General features: G+C 72.1%; 14 protein-coding genes. 8 read left to right on the plus strand and 6 right to left on the minus strand.

Annotated features, from left to right (window positions below; genetic code table 11):
- Positions 1–41: 41 nt before the first annotated feature.
- From AC07FT_RS14585 to AC07FT_RS14605, 5 genes are all read left to right on the plus strand, one after another.
- Positions 42–1,244 (plus strand): helix-turn-helix domain-containing protein, encoded by a 1,203-nt coding sequence (locus tag AC07FT_RS14585; protein ID WP_479176525.1) that lies wholly within the window; start codon positions 42–44, stop codon positions 1,242–1,244.
- 94 nt (positions 1,245–1,338) lie between these two features.
- Entirely contained in the window at positions 1,339–1,824 is a 486-nt protein-coding gene (locus AC07FT_RS14590) for a hypothetical protein (RefSeq protein ID WP_479176526.1), read from the plus strand.
- A gap of 662 nt (positions 1,825–2,486) precedes the next feature.
- Positions 2,487–2,648 (plus strand): hypothetical protein, encoded by a 162-nt coding sequence (locus AC07FT_RS14595; protein ID WP_479176527.1) that lies wholly within the window; start codon positions 2,487–2,489, stop codon positions 2,646–2,648.
- A gap of 72 nt (positions 2,649–2,720) precedes the next feature.
- The gene (locus AC07FT_RS14600) at positions 2,721–4,286 is read left to right on the plus strand and encodes an asparagine synthase-related protein (RefSeq protein WP_479176528.1); all 1,566 of its coding nucleotides are present in this window, start codon (positions 2,721–2,723) and stop codon (positions 4,284–4,286) included.
- 34 nt (positions 4,287–4,320) lie between these two features.
- A complete protein-coding gene (locus tag AC07FT_RS14605; protein WP_479176627.1) occupies positions 4,321–4,884 on the plus strand; it encodes a GNAT family N-acetyltransferase in 564 nt (187 codons plus the stop codon).
- Between the two features lie 24 nt (positions 4,885–4,908).
- Here AC07FT_RS14605 and AC07FT_RS14610 read toward each other — a convergent pair whose 3' ends face one another.
- The 4 genes from AC07FT_RS14610 to AC07FT_RS14625 form a co-directional block, all read right to left on the minus strand.
- Entirely contained in the window at positions 4,909–6,501 is a 1,593-nt protein-coding gene (locus AC07FT_RS14610) for a sensor histidine kinase (RefSeq protein ID WP_479176529.1), read from the minus strand.
- A 98-nt stretch (positions 6,502–6,599) separates the two neighbouring features.
- Positions 6,600–7,280, minus strand: a complete 681-nt coding sequence (locus AC07FT_RS14615) for a response regulator (protein WP_471192306.1) — start codon at positions 7,278–7,280, stop codon at positions 6,600–6,602.
- A gap of 55 nt (positions 7,281–7,335) precedes the next feature.
- The gene (locus AC07FT_RS14620) at positions 7,336–7,923 is read right to left on the minus strand and encodes a sigma-70 family RNA polymerase sigma factor (protein WP_479176530.1); all 588 of its coding nucleotides are present in this window, start codon (positions 7,921–7,923) and stop codon (positions 7,336–7,338) included.
- A 219-nt stretch (positions 7,924–8,142) separates the two neighbouring features.
- Positions 8,143–8,844 (minus strand): hypothetical protein, encoded by a 702-nt coding sequence (locus AC07FT_RS14625; protein ID WP_479176531.1) that lies wholly within the window; start codon positions 8,842–8,844, stop codon positions 8,143–8,145.
- Between the two features lie 214 nt (positions 8,845–9,058).
- Between AC07FT_RS14625 and AC07FT_RS14630 the strand changes: the two genes are divergently transcribed.
- On the plus strand, positions 9,059–10,594 hold the full coding sequence (locus AC07FT_RS14630; protein ID WP_479176532.1) for a PepSY-associated TM helix domain-containing protein: 1,536 nt from the start codon (positions 9,059–9,061) through the stop codon (positions 10,592–10,594).
- A gap of 92 nt (positions 10,595–10,686) precedes the next feature.
- Positions 10,687–11,145 carry a VOC family protein gene (locus tag AC07FT_RS14635; RefSeq protein ID WP_479176533.1) on the plus strand — a complete coding sequence of 153 codons (459 nt, stop codon included), beginning with the start codon at positions 10,687–10,689 and terminating at the stop codon, positions 11,143–11,145.
- Positions 11,146–11,187: 42 nt separating this feature from the next.
- Here AC07FT_RS14635 and AC07FT_RS14640 read toward each other — a convergent pair whose 3' ends face one another.
- Together AC07FT_RS14640 and AC07FT_RS14645 are read right to left on the minus strand one after the other, a co-directional pair.
- Entirely contained in the window at positions 11,188–11,835 is a 648-nt protein-coding gene (locus tag AC07FT_RS14640; RefSeq protein WP_479176534.1) for a hypothetical protein, read from the minus strand.
- A gap of 93 nt (positions 11,836–11,928) precedes the next feature.
- The gene (locus tag AC07FT_RS14645; RefSeq protein ID WP_479176535.1) at positions 11,929–12,378 is read right to left on the minus strand and encodes a hypothetical protein; all 450 of its coding nucleotides are present in this window, start codon (positions 12,376–12,378) and stop codon (positions 11,929–11,931) included.
- Between the two features lie 61 nt (positions 12,379–12,439).
- Between AC07FT_RS14645 and AC07FT_RS14650 the strand changes: the two genes are divergently transcribed.
- Complete coding sequence (locus AC07FT_RS14650; protein WP_479176536.1) at positions 12,440–13,888, plus strand: FG-GAP-like repeat-containing protein; 1,449 nt, start codon at positions 12,440–12,442, stop codon at positions 13,886–13,888.
- Positions 13,889–13,965: the final 77 nt, after the last annotated feature.

The raw sequence follows: 13,965 nt of genomic DNA on the forward strand, positions 1-13,965 counted from the left end.
CATCGGAGTACAGCAGCCTGAGCGAACGCACTGGGGTGATCGTGAGCAACTGGGCCGATCTGACAAACGGTAAGCGCATCAAGCATCTGCGGGGCTCGGATCTGACACAGCAAGGGCTTGCCGATGCTGCGGGGCTGTCCCTCGCCTTGGTACAGAAAGCCGAGCAGGACCGCGGAGAGCTGTCCGTAGGCTCGCTGCTCAAACTCGCCCACGCTCTGAACACTGACGTATCCGTGATACTGGGCCAGCAGGCGCCGCGCCGGGGAACGAGCCGGGACACCAGGGCCGCTCTGCGGCGGCTTTCCGACGCGGTGCACGACAGCGCCCTCGGAGACTGGGATGGCATCGGGGAGCCGAGTACGCTTGCCGAGCTGTCGGCGGCCCATGACCGCGTGGGTGTCACGTACTGGCATGGCGATTACAACGAGTTGAGCGAACTCATCGCCAAGGTACTGCTCGAAGGAAGCATCCGGTACGGGCAAGCGAGAGGACACGAGCGCGAACGACTGGGGTCGGTCCTCGCGAGTACGTACCAGTTCGCGTCCTCGACCGCCATCCTGCTCGGACAGCGTGATCTCGCCCTGAGCGCGCTCACCTCCGCGCGTCGTCTGGCAGATGACTCTGGTGATGTCGTGCTGGGCGCGCTCCTGGAGTCGACGTTGTCATGGATTCACCTGCGCAGCGCGAAGGTCTCCCGGGCGGTCGCGGTCGCGGAGCGCGCCGCCTTACGGATCGAGCCATCGTTCAGCAAGGCCTCCGGCCCTCACCTGCTCGCGTACGGACGGCTCATGATCTCCGCAGCCGTGGCCGCCTCGCGCAGGGCAGACGCGGTATCAGCCGATGACTACCTGTCGCAGGCACATGCGGCAGCGGCGAGGCTCGGTCGCGACGAGGTGTTGTACGGCACACATTTCGGCCCCACGGCAGCGAACACCGAGGCTGTGGGGATCGCCGTGGCGCTTGGGAACTACGGAAAGGCGCTGAATCTGGCCTCCCGCGCCGAACTGCCCCGCTCCATGCCCAAGATCGCCCGCAACCGCTACAAGCTCGATGTCGCCCTCGCGCAATGCGCGGTCGGCCTCCATGACCAGGCGGGAGACACGCTGATCGAGGTGGGGCTCGACGCCCCGGAATGGGTCAAGCATCAGGCGTTGCCCGGTGTCATCGGAAAGCGTCTCGCGAAGGTGTCCACAGCACGCGTGCGGAATATCAGCGAACTCATCGGCGTGCCACTGATCGTGTGAGTCCTACGGAGCATACGAGTGCGGTCCGCGCGGCCTGGCCCGGTCCTACCCCTCATCTCTTCACTGTGCGTGATCGCTCCGGCACGCTTGACGCATGGTCAGTTTCGAGAGTGGGCAGAGGCGAGGACGGACCGGGGTTCGTCGCACCGAAGGTGATCTGAGGCGGCGCCAGGCGCTGGCGGACGCGGCGGCCGGGATCACGCCGGACGTGGTCGGTGTACCGGCGGAGGCCGCGAAGATCGAGCGTTTCCACTGTGTGATCTACCTGTGCGGTGCCCCCAACACGGACATCGCGGCACCTCGCAAGGAGTGCACGGAGTACACCGAGGCGTTCGGGTGGGAGATCACGGACGTGATCGAGGAACGTGCCGGGTTACTGCCGCCGCAAGGGCGCGACGGGCTGGGGCAGGCCGTCGAGCTCATCAAGAGGGGCGACGCCGGGGCGTTGCTCACGGCCTGGCGCTCGATGATCTCGTCAGTTCCACAGGAGTACGACGAGGTGGCGCGCGAGATCGAGAAGGCGGGGGGCTTTCTGCACGTCAAGGAGTCGGCGCGCGGTGAGCAGAGGGCGGTGCGGTGACTCGGCGCGTATCCGGCCACGCAACCGAGTACGGAGCGCAGTCCGGCACGTACTCCGGCCCGGGTCCCATCCGGGAGTGGCAACGCAGGCACACGCAGGAGACCGGGCACCGGCTCTGCCGCCGGGACGTGGATGACTACGCGGTGATGCGGCCCCCGGCCGGACTGGCACGGGCGAGCGAGGGCACCGCGTGACCTTCGCTCCGGCCATCGCGCGCCCGTGGCACGACGGATGGCCGCTCGTCACGCAGACGGACGACGGGAACCAATGGGTGGCGGGGGCCTGTTGGCTGTACTGCCGACGGGAGGGCGTGCGCGTGCTGTGGGTCGGCTCTGTGGCCACGCCTGGCGCAACGGGCGACGTGTACGCGTGCGGCCCGTGCATCGCGGAGCTCGACCACATGGTGCGCGTCCAGTCGCACGAACGGGACCGAATCGGTGACCACATCGCACAGTCCGCCACGCTCACGGTTCCCGCGTACCTGCCCTCGCCGGCCGTGCCCGAGGAACCGTCCAGGGGCCGTCACCGGCTGCCCCGCCGCTGAAGCCCCGCCCCTGCCGGGCATGCGGCTACCGATCGAGGTCAGCCGGCTGCCGGGCGGGCTGCAAAGGAACAGCGGTGCCGGGAAGTCCTCGGCATCGAAGAGTTCAAGGAGGAACGGAATGCAGGAGTTCACACCCCCGCCGAAGCGTGTCCGCCGCTTCGAGAAGCTGTTCACAACCAAAGCGCAGCGGCGGGTGCAGTCACCGGCTGAGACGCACGAGTACAAGAAGGTCTCGGGTTCGTCGGACGGCGCCAAGACGTACGACACCACCGCCACCTGAGCCGCTCGGCCTCAACGCCCGAGGGGACCTCGACACCGCGCGCCCCTCGGGCTCACACGAAGGAGAGTCCGCTTGATCAAGTTACGTCTCACCCCGTACGCGAGCACGGTATGGACATGGAACGGACGCAGCTACGTCACTGCCGACAGGGCGAGCGAGATCGCCCCGTATGACCACCCGTTGGTGGAACACGTCGCTGTCACAGACGGTATCCGCACACTTCTCATCGTGCGTGAGCGTGTCGTCGGCCGGGAAACGCACGACCCGGCACCCCGCACCGTCACTCCTGCCGAGTTCGAAGAGGCTCGCACTCTGGCGCAGCTGTGGCCCGCAGACCATGTAATCGTCGAAACCGCCCTCAGTGACCCGTGCCGGGTCACCGCAGGCCCCTGTGGGGTCGCGCCACTCTACGTCGCACACGACAGTACGAGCCTGCACGGGTCCTGGGACATGGCCGATCTGGCCGAACACGCCGCCGGGCTCAGTCCGCGGGAAGTCGCGCGGTTGTTGATCTACCGGCCCCGGTACAGCACCGAGACGGTGTTCCGGGGCATCCACCGCGTGACCGAGCGCGCGACCGCAATCTACGGCGGTCACCTCTACGTGCACTACCCCGAGCCGGTGCTGCACAGCGGGCCGCGCGAACTCGCCCTTGGTGCCGACGTCCTTGGGGCTTTCGTGGAAGCGATGGACGATGCCCTTGACGTACGGCCGATCGACGGCGTGAAGACGGTGCTGCACCTTACGGGCGGGTTCGACTCCGGCACTGTGGGAACCCGTCTCGCGGAGCGGTACCCGAACCGCTTCCCCACCGCCGCTCTCCTGATCGCAGGCCCAGGGCGCGCCCACCAGATCCGCCGGCGCTCGGAGATCATCAAGGCGCTCCCGTTCGCGGAGCCGGATCACCTGCTCGATGCCATGGAGTATCCGCCGTTGTCGCCGGAGTGCGCCCGGGTCAAGGGCGAGAAGATCAGCCCGTACGAGGAGCCTCTGCACCGGCCGTTCACCGTGCTGACTGAGGATCTGGCCCACCACGGTGCTCGCGCGGTCGTCACCGGGCTCGGCGGAGACGAGATGGTAGCCCTGTCGCAGGCCGAGTATCCGCACAAGTCCATGGGCGAGATCAGCGATGCCCTGCCCTGGATCGGGGACCGGGCCCAGGCCGCGCTGGAGTTCGCCGATGACGGTGTCGCTCCGCCTGCTGCCATCAACTCGATGACCCTGCTCTCCCTGGAGACCACAGCACCCGTACTCATGCGAGCGGGTATCTGGCCCGTGCACCCGTTCGCCCATCCGGGCATGGTCCGGCTCGGCCAATGGCTGCCCATGCATTGGCGTGAGCTGAAGCAGCTTCAACGGCGACGGCTCGCCCTTCTCGGGCTGAGCCCGGACGTCACCGAGTCCCGAGTGCGAGAGTCATTCGCGGAGGTCGTACAGCACACCCTCACCACGATCGCGCGCCCACTCTTCGCCAAGATGCTCCACGATGGCTCGCCACTCTTCGACGAGCGGTTGGTGGACCCCGATGGCCTTCGGGCGGCTGTCCGTCGGTTGGCCGAAAGGCCGTACCGCGAGGACGGAGACGGGCAGCTGCTCGAAGTCCTGGACCTCCACCTCGCTGCTCGGGCTTTCCTTTAGCCCCTTCCAACCCTCAGGAGGAAGTGTGTTCTCCATGCGCCCGGCCACAGTCGATGACGTCCCCGCCCTTGAAAACGTGATCCTCGCCCGCTGCAACTGGTTGGAGGAGCGCGGGTTTCCGAGCTGGAGGGAGAACGCGGCCGGACTCGCGAGGCAGGCGGAGAATCCCGGTGGTGATGTGTGGGTCCTCGCAGAGGACGAAGGGCGAATCATCGGATGCACCACCGTTCAGGAACAGTCTCCCCCGTGGGGCTGGACGGATGACGAACTGAACGAGCCCGCTCACTACCTGTACTCGACAGTCACCGACCCCGCTTACCGCGACAAGAGGCCGGGAACCGTCATGGGCCTGTGGGCGGTGGACCGGGCGGCGCAGCAAGGGCGCACATGGGTCCGCCGCGGCTGCCACTTCCGCGAACTGGTGAGGTACAACGAGGCCCAAGGCTTCCAGCTGGTGCACGAAGTGCAGCGCACGCACACCAAGGTCTATCTCATGGGCCGCCGAGCCGAGCGCGTGACTGGCATGGAAGAGCGGTTCCGGGCGCTGGAGCGGCCCTGCAAGCCTTCCCCCGAAGGGGGACATGCGGTCCGCTGGTGAGCCCCGGTCGGGCGACCGCCCCGCTCACGGCTCGTGCTCCACCACCGACTTGGACACCAGCCGGTCCCGGACGAAGCACAGCCGGTAGGCGTCCGCGGACATCAGACCGGTGCTGTAGTGGACGCAGTCCTGGCCGCGGGGCGGGGCCGGGGCGCCGTCGGGCGGTCCGTCCCGGGTGAACAGCGGCAGCCGCGGCGTCACCTCCTCGCGCGGGGTGCCCACCGTCAGCCGGTCGTAGGCGCCCCGGTCCAGCACCGAGAAGTACGAACTCGCCAGGCTGACGGGGAGCATCAGCAGCAGGATCCCGGCCAGCGCCGCCACCGGCGCCACCACGGCCTGGGTGAGCTGGCGCCGCACCCGGCGGCGGGCGCGCGTCAACTCCCGCCCGGAGGCGGTGAGCCGGGAGACGTCCCCCGCGGCCCGTGGCGGGGGAGCGGCAGTGGCGGGGAGTTCGGCGGTCAGCTCGAAACCCCCGCCCGGGGCCGGTCCCGCGCGGAGCACACCGCCCGCCAGCCGCACCCGCTCGTCGAGTCCGACAAGCCCCGAGCCACCGGAGACCACACCCGGCAGCGGGGCGCCGCCGGGCGGGGAGTTGAGGACGGTGAGGGTGACCGCGGGGGGCTTCCCGGTGCGGACCAGACGGACCCGGACGGCCGCGCCCGGCGCGTGTTTGGCGGCGTTCGTCAGCCCCTCCTGGAGCACCCGGTGTACGGCGAGGGCGGCCATCGGCGGCAGTCCGGCCGTCTCCCCCCGGCGTTCCAGGGTGATGTCGAGCCCGGAGGCGCGGGCCCGCTCCACCAGGGCCTCGGCGCTCTCCCCGGGCGGGGCGGCGGCGGGGTCGTCCGCCACCGCGTCGTCCGCGCGCAGCACCCCGATGATCTCGCGCAGCCGCGCGGTCGCCGTGCCCGCGGCCGCGCGCAGTTCCCCGGCGGCCCGCTGCTGGTCCGGGGTGAGCGTGGCGTCGACCTCCAGAGCGGCGGCCCGCACCGCGATCAGCGTCAGTTCGTGGCCGAGGGAGTCATGCATATCGCCCGCGATACGGGCCCGTTCGCGATAGCGGGTGCGTTCGGCCACCACCCGCTGTTCGCGTTCCATCCGGTCGGCCAACCGCCAGCCCAGCCGCGCCAGTTCGGCGTGCTGGCGGCGGTAGCGGCCCAGCAGCCACGGCAGTCCGGCGGCACCCAGCAGGGTCAGCAGCAGCCCCGGCCACGCCCACAGGTCCCGTTCGACCACCACGCACAGCGGCAGTCCCGCCACCGCCACCGAGCCCAGAAACCACAGCACCGGACGGGCCGCGGCCGTCCGGCATCCGGCGAGGAAGCCGAACACGGCCAGCGCGGGCCAGTACAGCGGGGTGAACAGCTTGGCGCTCAGGGCCAGACCGAGCGCCACCGGGACCCCGAGGGCGGCCAGCGGCCACCGGCGGCCCACCGCCACCGCCGCCGCGAGCAGCGGCGCCGCCGCGAACGCCACCACCTTGGCCCGGCCGTACGAGGAGAGGGCCGCCTCGGAGGCGGGCGGCAGCCACAGCGCCAGCCACAGCGCGGCGCCCTGGAGCCGGGAGGTCCACCCCCGCCCCCGCGCCGGTACGAACCGTCGGAACCCACTGCGCAGCATGGGGCCAGCATCGTCGATCGGTCCCGCGGGGCGCCCCCGCCGAAAGTAAGGAGTCTCCCGAGTGGGCGGTCGCCGGCAGGAGGGAGCCCGCGCCCCGGTCACTCCTCGGGGACGAGACCCGCCTCATGGGCCAGGATCGCGGCCTGCACCCGGTTCCTGACGCCGAGCCGGGCGAGCACCTGGCTGACGTACGCCTTCACCGTGCCCTCGACCAGATGCAGCCGCCGGGCGATCTCCGCGTTGGACAGCCCCGCGCCCACCAGACCGAGCACCTCGCGCTCGCGTCCGGTCAGCTCCCCGGTCCGCGCACGGGCCTCGGCCCGTCGGCCCAACTGCCCGCTGTCCAGTTGCTCGATGACCCGCCGGGCCACCGAAGGGGAGAGGTACGCGCCGCCCCCGGCCACCGCCCGCACCCCGGAGATCAGCTCGCGCGGATCGCCGGACTTCAGCACGAAACCGGCCGCGCCGGAGCCGAGGGCGCTCGCGACATACTCGTCCTCCGAGAAGGTCGTGAGCATCATGACGGCCGTGCCGGGCAGCGTCCGGCCGAGTTCGGCCGCCGCCCGGAGCCCGTCGAGCCGGGGCATCCGGACGTCGAGCAGACACAGGTCCGGGCGGTGCTTCAGGGCGAGTTCGACGGCCTGGTGGCCGTCGGCGGCCTCGGCGACGACGTCGATGTCCCCGGCCGCGCCGAGGATGGCCGCCACCCCGGCGCGGATCATCGGTTCGTCGTCCGCGAGCAGCACACGGATCAGCGGTTCGGCTCTTCCCCCGGTCATGGGGGCCACGCTACCGGGGCCCGGTCCCGCGGGCCCGGCCCCGGCTCCCGCGGCCTCAGGCCGCCGACGCCAGCAGCGCGGTCATCTCCTCCCGGGCACGGGCCACCCGGGAGCGCACGGTCCCGATGGGACAGCCGGTCGCCTCGGCGGCGTCCGCGTAGGGCAGTCCCAGCAACTGGGTCAGCAGGAACATCTCACGCCGCGCCGGGTCGAGTTCCTCCAGCAGGTCGAGCAGGGCCACCCCCTCGTCGAACCCGGGCAGCCCGACCGGCTGGGCCCGTTCGGCCACCTCCTGCCAGTCGTCGGTGTCGAGCAGCCGGGGGCGGGCGGCGGCCCGGCGGTAGCGGTCGATGACCACGCGGCGGGCGATCGACAACAGCCAGGTACGGGCGGAGGAGCGCCCGGCGAACGAGGGCAGTCCGGTCAGCGCCCGCAGATAGGTCTCCTGGACGAGGTCGTCGACGGCGTGCGGATCGGAGCTCAGGCGCAGGACGAAGCGGCGGACGTCGCGGCGGGTGGCGCGGATGAACCGCTCCACGGCGTCGGGGTCACCGTCGCGGGCGGCCAGGGCCCAGGCGGTGATCCGCTGGGCGTCGTCCTCGACGGCGTCGTGCGGGGCGTCGTCGTGCGGGGCGGCGGGCATCGTCAAACGTCCTTCCGGAGGCGGTGGACGGTCCGCGGGTACGCGTCGGCGCAACGGCGCACAGCGCACGCGCGGGGACGCGGGCGTGCGCGGACGACGGCCGGGAGCGGTACGGGACGGGCCCGCGGAGCCGGGGCATCGGTCCGGCGCCGGGAACGGGCGCCGGTACTCCGCCCTCACCGGTGCGCGCCGCGAGAAGGACGTGCGGGGGAAGGGCGGTCAGTGACAGGGCAGAGGGCGCCCCGGCGGCCCTCTGCGACGGATCACATGCCACAGCTCCGCGCTGCGCAGCCGGCGCGCGGCGGTGGACGGGGAGGCCGGTGCGGGCGGTTCGGCCGCCACCGCGCCCAGCATCCGCAGGGCGATGCGCAGCGGGACGAACACGGCCGCCGCGAGCGCCCGGACGAGCCGGAAGGCGGCGGTCTCACCGCGCCACAGCCACACTCCGCTGAGGAGGGTGGCGAGCAGGTGCGCGAGGGCCATGGCGGCGCCGCCGTGCCAGGGCCAGTCCAGCCCCAGCGGCCCCGCCGCGTCCATTCCGCCCATCGTGCCCATCGAGTCCGGTGACGAGCCGGTGCCGGACACACCGTGCCCGCCGTGATCCGGGGACATGGGCATCGGCATCGGCATGGGGTGGTGCATGCCCGTGTGCGCGGGGGCCGTACCCACCGACTCCGCGAGCATGAACAGCGCATGCAGCCCGCACTGGGCGACCACCGTCGCACCGGTCACGGCCAGCCCTCCGCGCTCCCGTCCGGCGGGCCACCACGCGATCGCCGTGGTCCCCGCGAACGCGCAGCCCACCGACCACGGCGGCAGGGTGCCGCCGGAGATGAGCGCGTGTCCGAGGGCCGTGACCACGACGCACACCGCCGCGAACACGGCGGCTCGCGCGAGGCGGAAGATCGACCCGGTGGCCATGGCCGTCATCGTGCCAGCGCCCGTCGCGGGGCACGGGAGCCCGGCGAATCTTCGTCCCCACGTGACAAACGGGCGTTGATGTGGGCCAGCTCACACCTGGGACTCCGGAACTCACGCGTCCGCTTGGCCGACCACTCAACCGGCACTCCTGTGCCGTCGTGCGGACCGCCCCCGTGCGGCACGACCGACATCCCCCTCGATCCGGGAGCCGTCCATGTCCGCTGAACCCCTCTCCGCCGCCGCGGATGACGCCCCGGACACCACACCGCCGGACACCCCCGGTACCGACGCGGACGCCGCGAGACCGGAGGCCCGCGGAACCACCCGCCGCTCCTCCTGGGCGGCCCTGCGCCCCCTCGTCCTGCGGCTGCACTTCTACACCGGGGTGCTGATCGCGCCGTTCCTGCTGGTCGCCGCCGTCAGCGGACTCCTCTACGCGGGGTCCTTCCAGGCCGAGAAGATCGTCTACGACCATGAACTGCGCGTCCCCACCGGGGACACCGAGCTGCCCCTCTCCCGCCAGGTGGCCGCCGCGCGCGAGGCCCACCCCGAGGGCGAGATCAGCGCCGTACGGCCGTCGCCCGAGGACGGTGCCACCACCCGGGTACTGCTGTCCGGCGTCAAGGGCGTCGATCCCGGCCACACCCTGGCCGTGTTCGTGAACCCGTACACCGGGGAGGTGCGCGGCGCGCTGGAGAGTTACGGCTCCTCCGGCGCGCTCCCGCTGCGCACCTGGATCGACGAGCTCCACCGCGATCTGCACCTCGGCGAGACCGGACGGCTCTACAGCGAACTCGCCGCCAGCTGGCTGTGGGTGATCAGTGGCGCGGGTCTGGTGCTGTGGCTGGCGCGCCGCCTCCGCGGTGGTGCCAGGCGCCGCGGATTGCGTTCCGCCGTCCTCCCCGACCGCTCGGCCACCGGACGCCGGCGCACCTTGTCCCGCCACGGCTCCGTCGGGGTGTGGGTGGCGCTCGGGCTGTTCTTCCTGTCCGCGACCGGGCTCACCTGGTCCACCTACGCCGGTGCCGGCGTCGCCGACCTCCGTTCGGCGCTCGGCCAGACCACCCCCGCCGTCTCGGCCGCGCTGGACGGCGACCGCTCCGCCGGTGGTGGTGAACACGCGGGCCACGGCGCCGGATCGGGCTCCATGCCGGGGATGGACCACGGAGGTTCCGGCGGTGCGCGGCACACCGGTGACGTGGGTCTGGACACCGTGCTGAAGGCCGCCCGCGCCGAGGGGCTCGGCAACCCGGTGGAGATCGTGCCGCCCTCCGGACCGGACCAGGCGTACGTGGTCAGCCAGATCCGGCGCAGCTGGCCGGAGAAGCAGGACGCGGCGGCCGTCGACCCGGCGACCGGCGAGGTGACCGACGTCCAGCGGTTCGCCGACTACCCGGTGCTCGCCAAACTCACCCGCTGGGGCATCGACCTGCACACCGGGAACCTCTTCGGCCTGGCCAACCAGATCGCCCTGGCCGTGCTCGCGCTGGCGCTGGTCCTGCTGATCGTGTGGGGCTACCGGATGTGGTGGCAGCGCGGCCGCGGCTCCGCCTTCGGCCGTCCGATCCCGCGCGGGGCGTGGCGCGAGGTGTCACCGTACGTCCTGCTCCCGCTGGCCGCCGCGGTCGCGGTGCTCGGCTACTACCTGCCGCTGCTGGGGATCCCGCTGGCCGCGTTCCTGGTGCTCGACGCCGCCCTGGGCCGGATCGCCGACCGGCGCCGCGCGGGGAGCGCGTCAGCGGGCGGGTGAACGGTGCGCGGGTGAACGCGTGCGCCGGGCCCGCCGGGGTGATGGACTGACCGCGTTCCCCAGCCCCCTGGACGCGGAGGACCGAAGAACCCATGGCCGTGCACTGGAAACTCGTCATCGACTGCGCCGACCCGCAGCGGCTCGCCGACTTCTGGGCGCAGACGCTCGATTACATCAAGGAGGACCACAGCGCCCTCATCGAGCGGCTGCTCGCCCAGGGTGTGATCGGTGAGGAGCACTACGCGGTGGCCGACGGCCGCAAGGTGTGGCGGCACGCGGCCGCCGTCCGCCACCCCGACGACCCGGTGCAGACCGAGACCGGTACGGGCCTGGGCAGACGGCTGCTGTTCCAGGCCGTCCCGGAGGCCGCGGAGGGGAAGCGGGGCAAGAACCGGCTGCACATCGATGTGCACCCGGACACCGCCAGCCGGGAGACGGAGATGGCACGGCTGCAGGGGCTCGGCGCCACCGTCCTGCGGGCCGTGGAGGAGCCCGGCAGCAGCCACGTCGTCATGGCCGACCCGGAGGGCAATGAGTTCTGCCTGCACTGAGCCGGGCGGGCGGAGCGGGCGGGGCCGGTGTGGCCCCGCCCGTCACGCGTCGTCGTCCGCCGCCGCCTGCTTCTCCTTCTCCGGCCCGGTGTCCTTCGGCCCGGCGTCGTCGAAGTAGGCGTCGAGGACCGCGTCGAGCTCGTCGGTCCACGTCTTCAGCAGCCCGCGGGAGGACGGCTGGACCTCGGCCTCGTACCAGCGGCGGTTGGTCGCGTAGACGGTGACGGAGAACCGCTTCTTGAACCGGGGGGTATCGACCTCGACCGCCCCGATCTCGTCCCAGCCGAACTGGGCCTCCTCGCCGTCCATGCGCAGGGTGATCCCGGCGCGGCGCGCGACGATACCGGCGCGGTGGTCGGACACCTCGAAGACCGGCCCGTCACCGTCCGTCTCGTCCTCCTCGTCGGACTCGCCGCTGTCGTCGGCGTCACCGTCCGTCTCGTCCTCCGCCGTGGCCTCGTCGTCGTCAGCCTCGGCATCGGCCCCGGCGGCGGTGCCGGTGTTCTCGTCCCCGGTGTCCGGCCCGGTGTCCTCCGGGGCGGTCTCCGCGGTTGGCCGCTCCGCCGTGTCCTTCGGGGTCTCCTCCTCCCCGTCGACAGGGCGCGGCGACGTGAGCCCGGGGATGTACCCCGGGTCCGTCCCGGCGGCGGTGTGCATGGGCGGGATGATCGGTCCTGTGCTCTGCTCCACGGCGGGCAGTATTCCCGATGAACCTGTGCGGGCGACAGGCCGTTCCTCCGCCGTTCCGCGTTCCGCCGTCTCCCGGCCCAGGTCAGAGCGGGTTCACGGCTGCGGGAAGTGGTGGCGGGACGGGTCCTGGTCCGCACGCACCGGACGCTCTTCGCGCGCGAAGAGATGGCTGAACTCCACGACCTCGTCGAACCGTACGGCCCACAGCGCCCCCTCCCGGCCCCCGGGCGGCACCTCGGGCCCCAGGGTGTACCCCGTGGCCGTCGTGGCGTCCACGGGGCCGCCGGAGTCCACCGAGGCGAAGCTCCAGTCCTCCCCGCCCTCCGCCCAGGTGCCACTGGTCTGCCACTCCTCCCGCAGCACCAGACGCCCCGGGGCCGGGCAGTGCCACCGGAACCGGGTGACGCTCAACTCACCGCTCATCCCGGCCCAGACGCCCCAGCCCCGGCCGTCCGGCAGGAAGGCCAGTTCGCTGGTCTCCATCACGCCGATGTCGAAGGGAGTGCTGTGCCAGTGGCCCACCAGCCCGTCGTCCCTGTTCATGCCACAACCCTTCGCGTTCCTGGGGTGTCCCACCGTGCGACACAGCACGGGAAGGACACCTATGCCGAGACACATCCTGCCGATCGGTGGCGTCGTGGCCGTGGTGACGGGAGTCGCTCTCGCCACCACCCCCTCGTACGCCGCGCCCGGCACCCCCGCCAGGGCCCCCGCCGCACCGGCCGCCGGGAAGACCACCCCCGCCGACATGGACGGCGACGGTTTCGACGACCTCGCCTCCGGTGCCCCCGGCGGGGCCGTCAAGGGCCATGCGAAAGCCGGATACGTGGCACTGACCTTCGGCTCCGCCTCCGGGATCTCCGTCGCGCGCCACCAGGGGCTCACCCAGTCCCATGCCGGTGTGCCGGGGACGCCCGAGGCCGGGGACAGGTTCGGCTCGGCGCTGGCGATGGGCGACATGGACGGCGACGGTCATGCCGATCTGGTCGTCGGGGCCAGCGGCGAGGCCATCGGGGACGTGAAGGGCGCCGGCTCGGTGACGATCGTCTTCGGTTCCCCGACCGGGCTGTCCGACAAGGCCATCGCCTACCACGCGCCGACCGTCACCGCGGGCCGCGGCTTCGGCGGACGGCTGGCCATGGGGGACTTCGACCACGACGGCCTCCAGGACCTGGCCACCGTCGACGGCACCAAGGTGGCCGTGGTGAAGGGCGCGAAGAACCTGCGCTCCACACCCACGCCGGCGGTCCGGCTGATCACCCCGCCCGGCGGCGGCGCGGGCACCCAGGGCATCGCCGGTGGTGACGTCAACGGCGACGGCTACGCCGACCTGGCCACCGTGGCGTACTTCGACGACCCGGCCGACGAGGGCACCCTCGGTGTGCTGCCGGGCTCCCGCTCCGGTCTCTCAACCACCCCGCTGGGCCGGAACGTCGGTCTGCCGTTCGCCGGTTACCGCGTCGTGGCCGGTGATGTGAACGGCGACGGCAAGGACGACGTGGTCATCGACACCGGCTTCGAGGACGGGCCCGACGACTACAAGCTGCGCACCTTCCCGGGCAGCGCGAACGGACTGGACGCGGCCGGAGCCGTGGCCTGGTCCGGTGAGCAGCAGGGCGGCACCGCGGCGGAGCTGGCCGATGTCGACGGCGACGGCTACGAGGACCTGTTCGTCGCCGATCCCGGGGCGGTGGACGGTGACGGCTTCCAGAACGCCGGTGCCCTCACCGTGCTGCGCGGCAGCAGGAACTGGCTGACCGCCGAGGGCGCCCAGACCCTCTCGCTGGACACCAAGGGCGTGGTCGGTGTCGCCGAGACCGGCGATTTCTTCGGCTCCACGCTCGCCCCCGCCGACTACAACGGCGACGGCAAGGCCGACCTGGCCACCGGCGCGCGCGGCAAGTGGCGGGGTACGGGTGCGGTGAGCATGACCTACGGCAGCGCCGACGGGCTCACCGGCCGGGGCTCGATCCTCTTCGGCCCCGACTCCTTCGACTACGCGGCGGAGAAGGCGGGCTTCGGCGCGGCCCTCTCCACCCCTCCGGCGGGCTGACGACAGCGCGCGGCCGGAGGTGCCGCGCGGTGGTGACGGCCCGGTTCCACCCCGGGCCGTCACCGCTCCTCACTCCT

This window comes from Streptomyces sp. NPDC045899 (genome assembly GCF_056431485.1).